This is a genomic window from Pseudomonas sp. BF-R-26 (genome assembly GCF_019947395.1).
GTDB lineage: Bacteria > Pseudomonadota > Gammaproteobacteria > Pseudomonadales > Pseudomonadaceae > Aquipseudomonas > Aquipseudomonas farris.
In genome coordinates this window covers 195,404-211,768 of sequence record NZ_JAGYGK010000011.1, presented here as the reverse complement: position 1 = coordinate 211,768, position 16,365 = coordinate 195,404, and the positions used below count along the sequence as shown (strand labels likewise).

Here is a 16,365-nt window from a genome sequence, read left to right as displayed (position 1 = left end):
CCAAACTCAGCGCCTTTCGGGCTTGCCTAACAGGATTTATGCTCCCCTTGTCACCCAGTTTGCTTACCACCCTCGCCGCCGCCTGCTTATATGCCGCTGCGACCCTCTATCAAGGCACTCGTCTGGCCACCGGCGCCAAGGCGAACAAGCGCCTGCTGGTCACGCTCGGTGTGCTGGCCGTGCTCGCCCACAGCGTCAGCCTGATCACCTATCTGCTGACACCGATCGGCCTGGCCCTGGACTTTTTCAGCGCCGCCAGCCTGATTGCCGCGGCGGTCATCGCCCTGACCCTGCTGGCCTGCTCGCGAATTCCGGTGGAAAACCTGCTGCTATTGCTGTTCCCGCTGGGCGCCGCCACCGTGGTGCTGGCACAGTTCGCCCCCGCTGGCACGGTGCAGATCATTAACGAAGAGCCAGGCATCCTCGCCCACATCCTCTTGTCGATCCTCGCTTACGGCATGTTCACCATCGCGGTGTTCCAGGCTTTGCTGCTGCTGGTTCAGGACCATCAGCTCAAACACAAGCATCCGTCCGGGCTGATCAAGAATTTCCCGCCGCTGCAAACCATGGAAAGCCTGCTGTTTGGTTTCCTCTGGGCCGGCTGGAGCCTGCTGTCGCTGTCGCTGATCTCCGGCTGGCTGTTCGTCGAGAACCTGTTCGCCCAGCACCTGGTGCATAAAACCCTGCTAGCGTGCCTGGCCTGGATCGTGTTCAGCGTGCTGCTTTGGGGGCGTAACCGCCTCGGCTGGCGCGGACACAAAGCCATCCGCTGGACCCTTGCCGGTTTTTGCCTGCTGATGCTGGCGTACTTCGGCAGCAAGCTGGTCCGCGAATACATTCTGCATATCTGACGGGCGGCATTAATGGACGACTTGCCCATAGGGCCGATGCTCGCGGTGCTGGCCCTGCTGATTTTATGGTCGGGGCTGTTTACCGCCATCGAAATTGCACAACAGCAATTGCTGGCGCAGCGCACGGCCTCGCGCTCGAGCGACAAACCGCCGGCCAAGCTGAACTTCCCACTGAACAGCCTGATCCTCTGCAACACCCTGTGCCGCGCATTGGTGGTGGTCATCAGCACCTTGCTGGCGATTTTCACCTGGGCACAAAACGGTCCATGGATTGCCTGCCTCGGTGCCAGCGCGGTGCTGCTGGTGTTCGCCGACTACCTGCCGCGCACCCTGGCCGTGCGCTATCCGGATGCTGTTCTGACCCTGGGCAACACGCTGCTCGGCATACCCTTGAAGATCGTCTACCCGGCGGCCTGGTTACTCAATGCCATCAGCCAACTGCTGATGCGACCATTCGCCCGCAAAATCAACGTGGTGCAGCAAAGCGAAGACGAGATACCGGCAGATCGGCGCGACGATCACGAACACGCAGCCAGTCGCCCGCATTCACTGTCAGGTATCCACGCGCTGGATAACATCACGGTCAACGATATTCTTGTGCCGCGCAGTGACGTCGACGGAATCAATCTGGACGATTCCCTCGAAGAAATCATCGAGCAACTGCGCCATAACAGACGCACCCGCCTGCCGGTATTCCACAGCGACATCAATCAGGTCGAAGCGGTGCTCAACACCCGCCAGATCCGTCATTTGCTGCCGGACTCAAGCCTGACTCTGGAAGCGCTGCTGGCAGCCAGTCACGAACCGTACTTCGTACCGGAAAGCACCCCGCTGCAGCTGCAATTGCTGAACTTCCACAAGCAGCAGCGACGTTTGGGCATGGTGGTCGACGAATACGGAGAAGTGCTGGGCATCGTGACCCTGGAAGACATTCTCGAAGAAATCGTCGGTGAATTTGAAAGCCAGCACAACCTGGATAATCCGCACATCCAACCGCAGGCCGATGGTCGCCTGGTCATCGAGGGTGCGGCGTCGATTCGCGAATTGAACAAAAGCCTTGGCTGGCACTTGCCCAGCGATGGTCCGAAAACCCTCAACGGGTTGGTGACCGAGGCGCTGGAAACGATTCCCGACAGTGCGGTTTGCCTGAAGATCGGGCGTTATCGGCTGGAGATTCTGGAGACGGAAGACAATCGCGTCACGCGGGTGCTGATCTGGCATACCAGTTCCACGCCTGCGATTGCCTCTAGCCGTTAGATAGTTAAAAGATCGCAGCCTCGCTTCGCTCGACAGCTCCTACAAGGGAGTGCATTCCAAACTGTAGGAGCTGTCGAGCGAAGCGAGGCTGCGATCTTTTTCAATATCCATACCCTTGTTCAATCATTAGCCGCCTTCCTATAATCAAGCCGCTTACCCAAGCTCCCGCCGAACCACGTGCTTACCCCGCACGCAGCAGGTTCCGGCCAGATCATCGACGATATCCGCACCACTGCGACGACTGTTCCTACCTTGAACAGCGACCGTGCCTCCACCCACATCCCTGGGTATTCGACCATAATAATTCGCTCCACTGGGGCACATGACTGTCAGGGATTACCGCATGACGACCAGCACAACGTTCAGCGACACCGCGCCTGTCCAACCAACAAACTCCGCCACCCGAGTAGCCACCGCGAGTTTCATTGGCACGGCCATCGAGTTCTACGACTTCTACGTCTATGCCACCGCAGCAGCGCTGGTGATCGGGCCGGTGTTTTTTCCGCAGACCTCCGGCACCGCCCAGATGCTGTCGGCGTTCCTCACCTTCGGTATCGCCTTTCTTGCGCGGCCACTGGGTTCGGCGCTGTTCGGCCATTTCGGTGACCGCATCGGGCGCAAATCGACACTGGTCGCCTCCCTGCTATTGATGGGCGTGTGTACCACGCTGATTGGCGTGCTGCCGGGTTACGACAGCATTGGCGCCTGGGCGCCGATCCTGCTTTGCGCGCTGCGCTTCGGCCAAGGCTTGGGGCTAGGCGGTGAATGGGGCGGTGCCGCATTGCTGGCCACGGAGAACGCGCCCAAAGGCAAGCGCGCCTGGTACGGCATGTTCCCGCAACTCGGCCCATCGATCGGGTTTCTGGCGGCCAACGGCCTGTTCCTGACTCTGGCCATGAGTCTGAGCGACGAGCAGTTCCGTTCGTGGGGCTGGCGAATTCCATTCCTGCTCAGTGCTGCGCTGGTGATGGTGGGCTTGTACGTACGCCTCAAGCTCCACGAGACCCCGGTATTCGCCAACGCCATGGCTCGCCAGGAGCGGGTGAAGATCCCGTTGGTCGAGCTGTTCAGCCAATACTGGGCGCCGATGCTGCTGGGGGCCGGCTCGATGGTGGTGTGCTACGCGCTGTTCTATATCTCGACAGTGTTTTCGCTGAGCTATGGCGTGGCGACGCTCGGCTACACCCGCGAAACCTTCCTCGCTCTGCTGTGTTTCGCCGTACTGTTCATGGCGGCCGCGACACCGCTGTCGGCCTGGGCGAGTGATCGTTACGGGCGCAAACCGGTGCTGATCATCGGTGGCGTGCTGGCGATTCTGTCCGGATTCCTGATGGAACCGCTGCTGACCCAAGGCTCGACCTGGGGTGGGGCGCTGTTCCTGTGCATCGAACTGTTTCTGATGGGCGTGACGTTTGCGCCAATGGGCGCGCTGCTGCCAGAGCTGTTTCCGACCCACGTACGCTATACCGGCGCATCGGCGGCCTACAACCTGGGCGGGATTGTGGGAGCCTCGGCTGCGCCGTTCTTTGCACAGAAACTGGTGGCGATGGGCGGTTTGAGTTATGTCGGCGGGTATGTGTCGGGGGCGGCGGTGCTGAGCTTGATTGCGGTGTTGTGCCTGAAGGAAACGCGGCATAACGATTTGAATCGGGTTGCCTGATAAAACGCCATCGCGGACAAGTCGAATCGTCGCACCGCCGCTCCCACAGGATTTCAGGTGTACACAAAATTTGTGATCAACCGAAAACCCTGTGGGAGCGGGCTTGCCCGCGATAGCTGCGACTCAGTTACAGCTCTACCACGACAGCCTGAGAAGCACGGGTCGCTTTCGCCCGTGCAGCCTCGATCGACTCATCACGCGCCAACGCCACACCCATCCGACGCTGGCCATTGACCTCAGGCTTGCCGAACAGACGCAACGCAGTATCCGGCTCGCTCAGCGCAGCGCCCAAATTGGCGAATGCGGTTTGAGTCGACTGCCCTTCCACCAGAATCACCGCCGAAGCCGAAGGCCCGAACTGACGGATCAAGGGAATCGGCAGGCCCAGGATCGCCCGTGCGTGCAGCGCGAACTGCGACAGGTCCTGGGAAATCAGGGTCACCAGACCGGTGTCATGCGGGCGCGGCGAGACTTCGCTGAACCAGACCTGATCACCCTTGATGAACAACTCGACGCCAAACAGACCACGGCCACCCAGGGCTTCGGTCACCGCTTTGGCAACGCGCTCGGATTCAGCCAGAGCAACCGGGCTCATGGCTTGTGGCTGCCAGGATTCCTGATAGTCGCCCTTCTCCTGACGGTGGCCAACCGGCGCACAGAACGTAGTGCCACCGACGTGACGCACGGTCAGCAGGGTGATTTCGTAGTCGAAGTCGATGAAGCCTTCGATGATCACGCGGCCTTTACCGGCGCGGCCACCTTCTTGAGCGTAATCCCAGGCCTTCTGCACGTCATCGACGCTGCGCAGCAGGCTCTGGCCTTTGCCCGAGGAACTCATGACCGGTTTGACCACGCATGGGAAACCCAGATCTTCGACAGCCTTGCTGTAGTCCTCGAAGGTGTCGGCGAAGTAGTACGGCGACGTTGGCAGGCCCAGCTCTTCAGCGGCCAGGCGACGGATACCTTCGCGGTTCATGGTCAACTGTGCGGCGCGAGCGGTTGGGATCACGGTGAAGCCTTCGGACTCCAGCTCTACCAGGGTCGCGGTGGCGATGGCTTCGATTTCCGGCACGATGAAGTCCGGTTTCTCGGCTTCGATCACTGCACGCAGGGCGGCGCCGTCGAGCATGTTGATCACATGGCTGCGATGGGCGACTTGCATGGCCGGCGCATTGGCGTAGCGATCGACGGCAATCACTTCAACGCCCAGGCGTTGCAACTCGATCACCACTTCCTTGCCCAACTCACCACAGCCACACAGCAATACGCGGGTCGCGGTTGGCGACAATGGAGTTCCGATACGGGTCATCTCAGGTCCTCAAGAAGCGGATCATCGAGGGAAGCACGCTTCCCATGGGGAGAAAGCGCGGCATTTTACATGAACCTGAGGGTTTGGCTTCAGCTGACGACGGCCTGATTACGCAAGCGCCAGGCCATGATCAGCCACACGACTGTCACACCTGCGAACTTCGAGCCCATGGCGGTGAGGATCACGGCCGGAGTGAACGCATCGATCATGCCGAAGAAGATGAAGGTGTCCAGCGGGATGCTCAGCGCCGAACTTATCCACAGGCGATCATGCAATGGACGCTTGGTTATGCTGAACACCAGCCAGTCGATGCACTCCGACACGGCGAATGCGATGGCGCTGGCCAGCGCGATGGATGGGTCGGAAGTGACGTAGGACAGCACCAACGCCACCAGCATCGCCGCGATCGCGCCGTGGCCGAAACGGGTTTGCACCATGTCGCGCAGGACGAACACCAGCCCACCCCAGGCCGACCAGATGATGTCCAGGTGCGGGGCGCTGGAAAAGGCGTAATTGATCAGCACGACGCTGCTGATGTAGGCGATCAGGAAGAGCATGGGGCGGGGGGATACCTGTCAATTTGGTGCACAGGGTACTTCATCTTCAGCGCACAGATCACGGCGAGGGAGCTTTGTGGCGAGGGGGCTTGCCCCCGTTGCACTGCGTAGCAGTGCTAAAACGTGCAACTGTTTTCTACCTGAATCACCGCGCGTACCGACTTTACGACTGCTGCGCAGCCGAACGGGGGCAAGCCCCCTCGCCACAAAAACCGCGCTAACCACAAAAAATTCAGGAGTCAGACTTGGAAGGCAACATCCAGATCAACCCACTCGACTTCGCCCGCTCATGACACAACCCCAACACCTTGCGCCGCTCTGCGTTGTCCATCCGGCTCCAGCGGGTGATTTCTTCCACCGTGCGCTGACACCCGGTGCAAATGTCATCCTCATCCAGCGCACAAATATTCACGCATGGCGATGGAACCGGTCGTTCAGTGGTGCTCATTCTTCCTGCTCGACCAGATCGCGGGCGTAACGCTGCGAGTTGTGCACATAGTGGGCGGCGCTGGCTTCGAGCATCTTCTTTTGCGGCTCGGTCAATTCGCGTACGACCTTGCCCGGTGAGCCCATGACCAGTGAACCGTCCGGAATTTCCTTGCCCTCACCGATCAGCGAGTTGGCGCCGATGATGCAGTTCTTGCCGATTTTCGCGCCGTTGAGGATCACCGCGTTGATGCCGATCAGGCTGTAATCGCCCACCGTGCAGCCATGGAGCATAGCGTTGTGGCCAATGGTCACACCGGTGCCAATGGTCAGCGGGTAGCCCATATCGGTGTGCATCACGGTGCCGTCCTGCACATTGCTGTTCTTGCCGATCAGGATCAATTCGTTGTCGCCACGCAACACGGCGTTGAACCAGACGTTGGCGCCCTCTTCCAATTTGACCTTGCCTACCAGCACGGCATTGGGGGCGACCCAGCTCTGCGGATGGGTCTCGACGCGGGCGTCGCCCAGGCGGTATTTCATCTTATTGTCCTCAAGGCCAGACAGGCTCACTAGCGAAAAGAAAGACTCACGCCATACGCGCGACGGCTTCAGGTTTTGATAAAACTCTTGGGTGGTTGATGCAGGCTGATTTTCGCGTCATAGAGCAGGTTGATCAACTCGACGATCATTATCGCCGTCAGCCCCCAGATCTTGTACTCGCCATAACGGTAGCTCGGCACGTACCAACTGTGGCCCTGATAGTCGATGCGATGGGTGTGCTCTCGTGGATCCTTGCGGAAGAACTCCAGCGGCACGCTGAACACCGCGGCGATCTCGGCATCGTTGGCCAGGTATTCGACGAAATCCGGAATCACGCCAACATAGGGCGTGACCTTGATGCCATGCAGGGAAATCAGTGGACTCAGCGGGCCGATCACTTCGACCAGCCCCGGTGGCAGGCCGATTTCTTCTTCGGCTTCGCGCAGGGCGGTAAAAATCAGGTCTGGGTCTTCGGGGTCGCGTCGACCGCCGGGGAAGGCGACTTCGCCGCCATGGGTCGAGAGCCCGCTGGCGCGAAGGGTCAGAACCAGTTCCGGTTCGTCACTGCGCGTGATAGGCACCAATACCGCGGCTTCAGGGAAACGCAGGTCGGTTTCCAGCGTACGCGGCGTGTGATTGCTTACCCGGTGCAGTAGCTCGTCCAGCATGAGTCTTCTCGATCTGTGCCTTACCCTGCATCATGCACCAATCGCACCGGCCGCCCAAGCCCCGAACAGCCTCATGTCGCGAAACGACAACTTGCCGACCGACACCGCTGCACGCCAAGATAGGCGCAGCATTCAGGAACCCAAGCATGAAATTTTGCAGCCAATGCGGTAACCCGGTGATCCAGCGTATTCCCGAAGGCGATTCGCGCCTGCGTTTTGTCTGCGATAGCTGTCATACCATCCATTACCAGAACCCCAATATTGTTGCCGGTTGCGTGCCGGTCTGGGGTTCGAAGGTGTTGCTGTGCCGTCGCGCCATCGAGCCACGGCTCGGTTACTGGACCCTGCCCGCCGGGTTCATGGAGAACGGTGAGACCATCGAACAGGCCGCCATTCGCGAAACCGCCGAAGAAGCCTGTGCCCGGGTGCGCAACCTGAGCATCTATACGCTGATCGACGTGCCACACATCAGCCAGGTGCATGTATTCTTTCGCGCCGAGCTGGTGGACCTGGATTTTTCCGCAGGGCCCGAGAGCCTGGAAGTGCAACTGTTCGAAGAAGCCGACATCCCTTGGGGCGAACTGGCTTTCCGCACGGTGGGGCGTACCTTAGAATGCTTCTTCGCTGACCGGCGGACCGAGGTCTACCCCGTGCGGTCCGAATCGATTCCGCCGCTGGTCCAGCCTGCCATCATTTAACGCGCCTACACATAAAAGCATCTATAAAATACATAATCGCGACACCTCTTAGGGATATCGTTTCAATGCGCTGGTTGCTTGCCGTTTTTTGCTTGTCGTTCGTCGCTGTCAGCCAGGCTTCCTCCACGGAAACGCTGGACGGCAAAGTCATCGAAAAAGTTCTGGTTCTCAAATCTGCCCACCAGTTGCAATTGATCAATGACGGCAAGCCGATCAAGACCTATCGCATTTCCTTGGGTAAACGCCCCAAGGGGCAGAAGCTGATGGAGGGCGACAAACGCACCCCCGAAGGTTTTTATTGGGTCGACTGGCGCAAGATCAGCGATCGCTTCAACCTGGCGATGCACATCTCCTACCCTAATATCAGCGACGCCGCCCGCGCCCGGCGCGAAGGCGTCGAGCCTGGTGGCATGATCATGATCCATGGCACCCCAGACACCGAAGACAACCCGGAAGACCTGTTCCATACGCTGGACTGGACCGACGGCTGCATTGCCATGCGCAACATGGACATGCGCGAGGTGTGGGGTCTGGTGCCGGATGGCACGATGATTGAGATTCGTCCGTAACGGCTACCTTCACTGGCGAGGAGCTTTTGTGGCGAGGGAGCTTGCTCCCGCTGGGCTGCGAAGCGGCCCCAAAGTTCTATCTAAAACCGCATTCGCTGATTCGAGGGCCGCTTCGCGCCCCAGCGGGAGCAAGCTCCCTCGCCACAAAAGCATCGCCTTACCTTTCCTTCATGTTCTGGCCGCTACCTTCGGTCGGCATCGAAAAAATAATTTCAAAAGATCGCAGCCTTCGGCAACGCCTACCGGGTAGATACCAATTCCCTCTGTAGGTGCTACCAAAGGCTGCGATCTTTGCTTTCAAAATCCCCTCCCCCTAATACCACTTAGAACCCGCCCACATTCAAAGCCCCCAGCAAGTCAAGCTTTGCTGCGCCAACAGCAAAGTACTGGCATTGACATGGTATTTAAGTGGTATTAGGTTTCGTCCCACAACCGGGCGACAACAATCCTACATCCGCATCGGACCAAACCTAAATGAATGACCTCCAGGCCCTACGCCCTGACGACACCCAGCCCACGCCGCTGTACCTGCAACTGGCGCGCAATCTGGAAGCGGCGATCCATGCCGGCCAGTGGAAAGCCGAACAGGCGATGCCATCGGAACGCAACCTCAGTGAACTGTTGGGCATCTCTCGCGTTACCGCACGCAAAGCGCTGGAAGTGCTGTTCGAGCAAGGACTGATTCGGCGCAATCAAGGCTCTGGCACGTTCATCACGCCACGCCTGGAACAACCGCTGTCGCGCCTCTCGGGCTTCAGTGAAATGCTCCGGCTCAAGGGTTTCGTCCCCGGCTCGCAATGGCTGGAACGGGAAATCACCCCGCCGACCCACGAAGAACTGATTCGCCTGGGCCTCTCGCCGAACGACAAGGTCGCGCGACTCAAACGCTTGCGCAAAGCCGACGACACAGTGATGGCGATCGAGATGAGCACCCTGCCCGCCTCGATCATTCCCAAGCCGCAAGCGGTGGGCGATTCCCTTTATGAATACCTCGACGGCATCGGTAAACCGGTGGTCCGCGCCCTGCAACACATTCAGGCGATCAACGCCTCGGACGAATTCGCCGCGCTGGTGGGCATCGCTCCCGGCACCGCCATGCTGCTGATGACCCGGGTCGGCTACATGGAAGACAACACGCCAATCGAAGTCACCGACACCTATTGCCGCAACGACTACTACGACTTTGTCGCAGAGCTCCGTAGATGAAGAGCTCCGCAGATAAAGAGCTCCCTCGATAAAGAGCTTCGTGGCCAAAACGAGCAAACGAGAACCGATCATGTCCGAAGACAACATCCTCACCGCCCACGGCTGGGTTCGCGGCCGGCTGATCCACGAACACGGCAAGGTCGTGTCCATCGAAGGCCAGCCGTGCGATCCGGCGGACAACGACCTGCCTTACCTGCTGCCGGGTTTCATCGACCTGCACGTTCACGGCGGCGGTGGCAAAGACATCATGGAAGGCGCGCCAGCCTTCGAAACCATCACCAGAACCCACGTGCGCTTCGGCACCACGTCGCTGCTGGCGACCACCATGACTGCGCCGAACGAAGAGATTTCGCGAGTGCTCAAGGACCTCGGCGAGTTCTGCGAGCACCGGCCCAAAGGCAGCGCCCGGGTCCTCGGCGTGCATCTGGAAGGCCCATACATCAACCCCGGCAAACTCGGCGCTCAGCCGAATTTCGCCCACACCGCGTTGATGGCCGAAGTCGAAGAATACCTGGCGCTGGCGCCGATCCGGGTGATCACCATCGCCCCGGAAATCGCCGGCCACGACGGTTTGATCCGCGCCCTCAGCGCTCGCGGCGTGCGTATGCAAATCGGCCATACACTGGGCAGTTATGAGGAAGGCGTCGCCGCGCTTGCGGCCGGGGCCAGCAGTTTCACCCATCTCTACAACGCCATGAGCCCGCTGCATCACCGCGAGCCGGGCATCGTCGGCGCGGCGCTGGCCCACGCCAAGTATGCCGAGCTGATTCCGGACTTGTTGCACGTGCACCCCGGCGCGATCCGCGTGGCCCTGCGCTCGATCCCGTGCCTGTACTGCGTCACCGATTCCACCGCTGCGGCCGGCATGCCCGACGGTGAATACAAACTCGGCAGCCACACCGTGACCAAATGCCTGGGCGGTGTGCGCCTACCCGACGGCACGCTGGCCGGCAGCACCCTGACCATGGATCAAGCCCTGCGCAACCTGGTGAAGATCGGTTTGCCGATTGCCGAAGCCTCGCAACGACTTTCGCAATTCCCCGCCGACTACCTCGGCCTTCAAGAACGCGGACGCCTGCAACCCGGCGCCTGGGCCGACTGCGTGCGGCTGGATCGCTCACTCACACTGACCGCCGTCATGGTCGAAGGAGAAGACATTGACTTCAAAAATGCTTGAAGAGGCTCTGTCCTCGTTCGAGGCCGTGCACGCCCAATTGCAGCAACTCGACCCGCAGATGATCGAAATCGCCGGGCGCCTGCGTCGTCAGCCGCCGCAAGTGGCGATGACTGTCGCTCGCGGCAGCTCCGACCATGCCGCGAGCTACTTTGCCTACCTGACCATGCAGCAACTGGGCATTCCGGTGGCGTCGTTGCCGATGTCGGTGGTGACCATGCAGCAAGCGCCGTTGAAGGTCAGCGGCCAGGTCGCGTTCGCCTTCTCGCAGTCGGGGCAAAGTCCGGATCTGGTGAACAGCCTGCGTCTGCTGCGCAAGCGCGGTGCCCTGAGTATTTCGATGGTCAACGCCGAGAACTCGCCTTTGGAGGCTGCCTGCGAATTCAGCCTGCCGCTGTGCGCCGGCACCGAAAGCAGCGTCGCCGCGACCAAGAGTTTTATCGCCACCCTCACCGCCAGTGCCCGCCTGATCGCCCACTGGAAAGAAGACGTGGAGTTGCTGGACGCAGGCCTTGCCCTGCCGGAAGGACTGCGCGAAGCGGCAAAACAGGACTGGAGCCTGGCCATTGATGCGTTGCGCGATTGTCAGCGCTTGATGGTGATCGGCCGTGGCGCCGGTTTCGCCATCGCCCAGGAAGCGGCCCTCAAATTCAAGGAAACCTCAGCGATCCAGGCCGAAGCCTTCAGCAGCGCCGAAGTCCGGCACGGCCCGATGGCGTTGATCGACGAAAACTACCCATTGCTGATCTTCGCCCCGCGTGGCGCCGAGCAGGCCGGGTTGCTGAGCCTTGCGGCGGACATGCGCCAGCGCGGCGCCCGCGTGCTACTGGCCGCGCCGGATGACGTCGCCGAACGCGACCTGACCCTGAGCCGCGCCGAACACCCGGCCCTCGACCCGATTCTGGCGATCCAGAGTTTCTACGTCATGGCCGCAGGCTTGGCCGTCGCCCGAGGCATGGACCCGGACCAGCCACGTCATTTGAGCAAAGTGACGCGCACGCACTAGTCGAACGGCAAGCGAACAACCCTGTAGGAGCTGTCGAGTGAAACGAGGCTGCGATCTTTTGATCCTGGCTTTGAACAGATCGCAGCCTCGTTTCACTCGACAGCTGCTACAGGGCGAGTTGATCCGAACCGTAGTTTTTATTGATGAGACCGAGCCATGCACAACAACAATAAAGAGCTGACCCTCAGCGCCCCGCTCAGCGGCCCGGTGCTCACACTCACCAAAGTCCCGGACCCGGTGTTCGCCAGCGGCGCCATGGGCGACGGGATCGCCATCGATCCGCTGAACGACACCCTGTACTCGCCCTGTGAAGCAGTCGTGACCCACGTCGCCCGCACCGGTCACGCCATCACCTTGCGCGCCGATAACGGTGCCGAGTTGCTGCTGCACCTGGGCCTCGATACTGTCGAGTTACAGGGCGTCGGTTTCTCGATGCTGGTCAAGGAAGGTGCGCGCGTCAGCAATGGCCAGCCGCTGCTGCGTTATGACCTGGACCAAGTCGCGCAGCAGTGCAAAAGTCTGGTCAGCCTGATGATCCTGACCAACAGCCAGGACTTTCAGGCGCGGCCGATAACGCTGAAATCGGTGAAGGTTGGCGATCCGCTGCTGCACATCGTGCCGAAAGTGGCCAATGGTGTGCAGATCGACATTGAGGTCGTCGGCATCGAGGTTCAGGGGCATATTCATGTCGCCCATCGCGGAGGCCTGCACGCCCGGCCTGCCGCGCTGATCCGCCAGACCGCCCAACAGTTCACAAGCAAATCCTGGCTGCACTTCGCCGGTAAATCGGCGGCTTGCGACAGTTTGATCGGCCTGATGGGCCTGGCCGTCGGTGAGCAAGATGAAATCCGGGTCAGTTGCCAGGGACCGGACGCCGAAGCCGCGCTGCAAGCCCTGTTGGCAGCGTTATCCACAGCCCTGGCCGATGACAGCCACGCCGCTGCGCCAGCACCGATGATCCAACGCAATCGCCCTGCCGAAGCGGGCGTGCTGCACGGTGTGTGCGCAGCTCCCGGCCTGGTGGTCGGGCCGTTGTTTCGTCTGAACTCGATCAGTCTGCCAATGGATGCCGGCAATCATGATCCCGAGCAACAACGGCAAAGTCTGGACACAGCACTGACTGGCGTGCGCAGCGACATCGACGCCACTCTGACCCAAGCGAAGAAGCACAAGAATACTGACGAAGAAGCCATCTTCGCCGCGCACCTGGCGCTGCTCGAAGACCCGGCGCTGCTTGATGCGGCTTATCAGTCCATCGACCAGGGCATCGCCGCGACTCACGCCTGGAGCCAATCCATCGACGTGCAGTGCGAGGTGCTTCAGCAACTCGGCAGCCCGTTGCTGGCCGAACGCGCCAACGACCTGCGCGACCTCAAACAACGTGTGCTGCGGGCCCTGCTCGGTGAAACCTGGCATTACGACGTGCCGGCCGGCGCCATCGTCGCGGCCCATGAACTGACCCCGTCCGACTTGTTGCAACTGAGCCAGCAAGGTGTGGCCGGGTTGTGCATGGCCGAGGGTGGCGCGACTTCCCATGTGGCGATTCTCGCTCGCGGGAAAGGCTTGCCGTGCATGGTTGCACTGGGTTCGACGCTGCTCGATCAGGAGCAAGGCCAAGCGGTGGTGCTGGATGCCGACGGCGGACGTCTCGAACTGACGCCCAACGCCGCGCGCCTGGCCGAGGTGCATCAGGCGCAACTCGATCATCAACAACGTCGTGCGCTTCAACAGTCTCAGGCTCACACCCCGGCACTGACACTTGATGGTTTGCAAATCGAAATCGCCGCCAACGTCGCTTCCAGCGCTGAAGCAGCCGATGCACTGGCAAACGGTGCCGATGGCGTCGGCCTGCTGCGCACCGAATTTCTGTTTGTGGACCGCAACACGGCGCCGGACGAACAGGAACAACGCATCGCCTATCAAGCCGTGCTCGATGCCATGGGCGACAAGTCGGTGATCATCCGCACCATCGACGTCGGCGGCGACAAGCAACTCGACTATTTACCGCTTCCGGTCGAAGCGAATCCGGTCCTCGGATTACGCGGCATTCGCCTGGCTCAGGTCCGCCCGGAACTGCTGGATCAGCAACTGCGCGCGCTGCTGCAGGTCAGCCCGTTGTCGCGCTGCCGGATCCTGCTGCCGATGGTCACCGAGGTCGATGAACTGCTGCACATCCGCCAGCGTCTCGATGCGCTGTCCAGCGAACTCGGCCTGATCCAACGCCCGGAGCTGGGCGTGATGATCGAAGTCCCGGCCGCCGCATTGCTGGCCGAGCAACTGGCCGAACACGCGGACTTCTTGTCGATCGGCACCAACGATTTGTCCCAATACACCCTGGCCATGGACCGCGACCACGCCGGCCTCGCCTCGCGGGTCGATGCGCTGCACCCGGCATTGCTGCGGCTGATCGCCCAGACCTGCGCCGGTGCGGCGGTGCATAACCGTTGGGTCGGTGTCTGCGGCGCCCTCGCTTCCGATCCGTTGGCCACGCCCGTACTGATTGGCCTGGGGGTCAGCGAGTTGTCAGTGAGCCCGGGGCAAATCGGGGAAATCAAGGACCGCGTCCGCCACCTCGATGCTACCCAATGCCGACGCATCAGCCAGGACCTGCTCAAGCTGAGCAGCGCCAGCGCGGTGCGTCACGCTTGTCACCAGCAATGGCCGCTAAGCTGAACAACAGCCACTAAAAACAACAAGAACCCAGGGAGATCCGCCATGTACCAATACTTCATCGAAGGCCTGCAGCGCCTCGGTCGTGCGCTGATGCTGCCGATCGCGATCCTGCCGATTGCCGGGTTACTGCTGCGCCTCGGCGACACCGACCTGCTGAACATCGCGATCATCCACGACGCCGGTCAGGTGATCTTCGCCAACCTGGCATTGATCTTCGCCATCGGCATCGCGGTCGGTTTCGCCAAGGACAACAACGGCACCGCAGGCCTGGCCGGGGTTATTGGCTATCTGGTGATGATCTCCACCCTCAAGGTGCTCGATGCGAGCATCAACATGGGCATGCTCGCCGGGATCGTCAGCGGCCTGATGGCCGGCGCGCTGTACAACCGCTTCAAAGACATCAAGTTGCCGGAGTACCTGGCGTTCTTCGGCGGACGGCGTTTTGTGCCGATCGTCACCGGGTTCGCCGCCGTCGGCCTGGGCGTCGTGTTCGGGTTCATCTGGCCACCGATCCAGCACGGCATCAATGGCTTCGGCGCGTTAATGATGGACAGCGGCAGCTTCGGTGCTTTCGTCTTCGGCGTGTTCAACCGCCTGCTGATCGTCACCGGCCTGCACCACATCCTCAACAACATGGCGTGGTTCGTGTTCGGCAACTTCACCGACCCCACCACCGGCGCCCTGGTGACAGGCGACCTGTCGCGCTACTTTGCCGGCGACCCGAAAGGTGGCCAGTTCATGACCGGCATGTTCCCGATGATGATCTTCGGCCTGCCCGCCGCCTGCCTGGCGATGTACCGCAACGCCCTGCCGGAACGGCGCAAAGTCATGGGCGGGATATTTCTGTCCATGGCCCTCACCTCGTTTCTGACGGGTGTAACCGAACCAATCGAATTCGCCTTCATGTTCCTCGCGCCGATGCTGTATCTGGTCCATGCGCTGTTGACCGGCTTGTCGATGGCGATCACCAACCTGCTGAACATTCACCTGGGCTTTACCTTCTCAGGCGGCTTCATCGACATGGTTCTGGGCTGGGGTGAATCCACCAATGGCTGGCGGGTGGTTCCGGTGGGGCTGGCGTATGCGGTGATCTACTACGTTGTGTTTGATTTCTGTATTCGTCGGTTCAATTTGAAGACGCCGGGGCGTGAAGATGTGCCGACTGGCGACAAGGTGGTGGTCGCCGAGAATGAACGCGCCGGGGCTTACATCAAGGCGCTGGGCGGTGCGCAGAATTTGATCACGGTAGGTGCGTGTACGACACGGTTGCGACTGGACATGGTTGATCGCAACAGGGCATCCGATGCGGACTTGAAAGCGTTGGGGGCGATGGCTGTTGTTCGTCCGGGTAAAGGTGGAAGTTTGCAGGTCGTAGTTGGGCCGATGGCAGACAGCATTGCCGATGAGATCCGGCTGGCAATGCCGGCTTTGGGACGCGCGGTTATCGCCTCCCCCGCCGCCGTTGTCGACGTACCTGAAACTGCCAGTGTGGCGAACACAGAAGCCGAGCAATGGCTGAAGGCACTGGGCGGCGGCGACAACGTACTGCAAATGGATTGCGTGGCCATGACCCGGATTCGGCTGCAACTGGCGGATGGCAAGGCGTTGTCGGAGGGTCAGTTGAAAGCGCTTGGTTGCATGGGTGTCAGTCAGTTGGAGGGCGGGGTTTGGCATTTGCTGATTGGCGACAAAGCGCCGAGTTTGAGTTGTGCGCTGGAAGCTTTGGTTAATCGCAGTGAGGTGAGTGCCAAGGTTTAGACTTTGGGCG

At 60.7% G+C, this 16,365-nt stretch carries 15 protein-coding genes; 10 read left to right on the top strand and 5 right to left on the bottom strand.

The annotated features are described in order from the left end of the window. Positions 1–38: 38 nt before the first annotated feature. From KGB18_RS18420 to KGB18_RS18410, 3 genes are all read left to right on the top strand, one after another. A complete protein-coding gene (locus tag KGB18_RS18420) occupies positions 39–851 on the top strand; it encodes an inner membrane protein YpjD (RefSeq protein ID WP_123719425.1) in 813 nt (270 codons plus the stop codon). Positions 852–863: 12 nt separating this feature from the next. Further along, complete coding sequence (locus tag KGB18_RS18415) at positions 864–2,108, top strand: transporter associated domain-containing protein (protein WP_123719426.1); 1,245 nt, start codon at positions 864–866, stop codon at positions 2,106–2,108. Positions 2,109–2,451: 343 nt separating this feature from the next. Continuing rightward, the gene (locus KGB18_RS18410; RefSeq protein WP_223570324.1) at positions 2,452–3,768 is read left to right on the top strand and encodes an MFS transporter; all 1,317 of its coding nucleotides are present in this window, start codon (positions 2,452–2,454) and stop codon (positions 3,766–3,768) included. 127 nt (positions 3,769–3,895) lie between these two features. On the opposite strand, the gene purT is transcribed toward KGB18_RS18410, so the two are convergent. From purT to KGB18_RS18385, 5 genes are all read right to left on the bottom strand, one after another. Then, complete coding sequence (gene purT / locus KGB18_RS18405; protein WP_123719429.1) at positions 3,896–5,077, bottom strand: formate-dependent phosphoribosylglycinamide formyltransferase; 1,182 nt, start codon at positions 5,075–5,077, stop codon at positions 3,896–3,898. Between the two features lie 89 nt (positions 5,078–5,166). Continuing rightward, on the bottom strand, positions 5,167–5,634 hold the full coding sequence (locus KGB18_RS18400) for a VUT family protein (RefSeq protein ID WP_008014742.1): 468 nt from the start codon (positions 5,632–5,634) through the stop codon (positions 5,167–5,169). Positions 5,635–5,866: 232 nt separating this feature from the next. Next, a complete protein-coding gene (locus KGB18_RS18395) occupies positions 5,867–6,082 on the bottom strand; it encodes a DUF1289 domain-containing protein (protein WP_007897551.1) in 216 nt (71 codons plus the stop codon). After that, on the bottom strand, positions 6,079–6,603 hold the full coding sequence (locus KGB18_RS18390; protein ID WP_007954617.1) for a gamma carbonic anhydrase family protein: 525 nt from the start codon (positions 6,601–6,603) through the stop codon (positions 6,079–6,081). Before KGB18_RS18390 ends, KGB18_RS18395 begins: the two co-directional genes overlap by 4 nt. A gap of 68 nt (positions 6,604–6,671) precedes the next feature. Beyond that, positions 6,672–7,271: a CoA pyrophosphatase gene (locus KGB18_RS18385; RefSeq protein ID WP_052966546.1), complete on the bottom strand. Its 600-nt coding sequence runs from the start codon at positions 7,269–7,271 to the stop codon at positions 6,672–6,674. Between the two features lie 146 nt (positions 7,272–7,417). Between KGB18_RS18385 and KGB18_RS18380 the strand changes: the two genes are divergently transcribed. From KGB18_RS18380 to nagE, 7 genes are all read left to right on the top strand, one after another. Beyond that, positions 7,418–7,969, top strand: coding sequence for an NUDIX hydrolase (locus KGB18_RS18380; protein WP_123719431.1), 552 nt, complete (start codon positions 7,418–7,420; stop codon positions 7,967–7,969). A 65-nt stretch (positions 7,970–8,034) separates the two neighbouring features. Beyond that, positions 8,035–8,538 carry a murein L,D-transpeptidase family protein gene (locus tag KGB18_RS18375; protein WP_123719432.1) on the top strand — a complete coding sequence of 168 codons (504 nt, stop codon included), beginning with the start codon at positions 8,035–8,037 and terminating at the stop codon, positions 8,536–8,538. Positions 8,539–9,012: 474 nt separating this feature from the next. Then, positions 9,013–9,744: a GntR family transcriptional regulator gene (locus KGB18_RS18370; protein WP_038981696.1), complete on the top strand. Its 732-nt coding sequence runs from the start codon at positions 9,013–9,015 to the stop codon at positions 9,742–9,744. A gap of 70 nt (positions 9,745–9,814) precedes the next feature. Continuing rightward, positions 9,815–10,921 (top strand): N-acetylglucosamine-6-phosphate deacetylase, encoded by a 1,107-nt coding sequence (nagA, locus tag KGB18_RS18365; RefSeq protein WP_223570323.1) that lies wholly within the window; start codon positions 9,815–9,817, stop codon positions 10,919–10,921. Next, positions 10,902–11,924: an SIS domain-containing protein gene (locus KGB18_RS18360; RefSeq protein WP_223570322.1), complete on the top strand. Its 1,023-nt coding sequence runs from the start codon at positions 10,902–10,904 to the stop codon at positions 11,922–11,924. Before nagA ends, KGB18_RS18360 begins: the two co-directional genes overlap by 20 nt. A 156-nt stretch (positions 11,925–12,080) precedes the next feature. Further along, the gene (gene ptsP / locus KGB18_RS18355; RefSeq protein WP_223570321.1) at positions 12,081–14,597 is read left to right on the top strand and encodes a phosphoenolpyruvate--protein phosphotransferase; all 2,517 of its coding nucleotides are present in this window, start codon (positions 12,081–12,083) and stop codon (positions 14,595–14,597) included. Positions 14,598–14,639: 42 nt separating this feature from the next. Beyond that, on the top strand, positions 14,640–16,355 hold the full coding sequence (gene nagE, locus KGB18_RS18350) for an N-acetylglucosamine-specific PTS transporter subunit IIBC (RefSeq protein WP_223570320.1): 1,716 nt from the start codon (positions 14,640–14,642) through the stop codon (positions 16,353–16,355). Positions 16,356–16,365 lie beyond the last annotated feature (10 nt).

Coding starts and splice junctions, on each gene's coding strand:
- KGB18_RS18420 (WP_123719425.1), top strand. CDS start 39: ATGCTCCCCTTGTCACCCAGTTTGCTTACCACCCTCGCCGCCGCCTGC.
- KGB18_RS18415 (WP_123719426.1), top strand. CDS start 864: ATGGACGACTTGCCCATAGGGCCGATGCTCGCGGTGCTGGCCCTGCTG.
- KGB18_RS18410 (WP_223570324.1), top strand. CDS start 2,452: ATGACGACCAGCACAACGTTCAGCGACACCGCGCCTGTCCAACCAACA.
- purT (WP_123719429.1), bottom strand. CDS start 5,077: ATGACCCGTATCGGAACTCCATTGTCGCCAACCGCGACCCGCGTATTG.
- KGB18_RS18400 (WP_008014742.1), bottom strand. CDS start 5,634: ATGCTCTTCCTGATCGCCTACATCAGCAGCGTCGTGCTGATCAATTAC.
- KGB18_RS18395 (WP_007897551.1), bottom strand. CDS start 6,082: ATGAGCACCACTGAACGACCGGTTCCATCGCCATGCGTGAATATTTGT.
- KGB18_RS18390 (WP_007954617.1), bottom strand. CDS start 6,603: ATGAAATACCGCCTGGGCGACGCCCGCGTCGAGACCCATCCGCAGAGC.
- KGB18_RS18385 (WP_052966546.1), bottom strand. CDS start 7,271: ATGCTGGACGAGCTACTGCACCGGGTAAGCAATCACACGCCGCGTACG.
- KGB18_RS18380 (WP_123719431.1), top strand. CDS start 7,418: ATGAAATTTTGCAGCCAATGCGGTAACCCGGTGATCCAGCGTATTCCC.
- KGB18_RS18375 (WP_123719432.1), top strand. CDS start 8,035: ATGCGCTGGTTGCTTGCCGTTTTTTGCTTGTCGTTCGTCGCTGTCAGC.
- KGB18_RS18370 (WP_038981696.1), top strand. CDS start 9,013: ATGAATGACCTCCAGGCCCTACGCCCTGACGACACCCAGCCCACGCCG.
- nagA (WP_223570323.1), top strand. CDS start 9,815: ATGTCCGAAGACAACATCCTCACCGCCCACGGCTGGGTTCGCGGCCGG.
- ptsP (WP_223570321.1), top strand. CDS start 12,081: ATGCACAACAACAATAAAGAGCTGACCCTCAGCGCCCCGCTCAGCGGC.
- nagE (WP_223570320.1), top strand. CDS start 14,640: ATGTACCAATACTTCATCGAAGGCCTGCAGCGCCTCGGTCGTGCGCTG.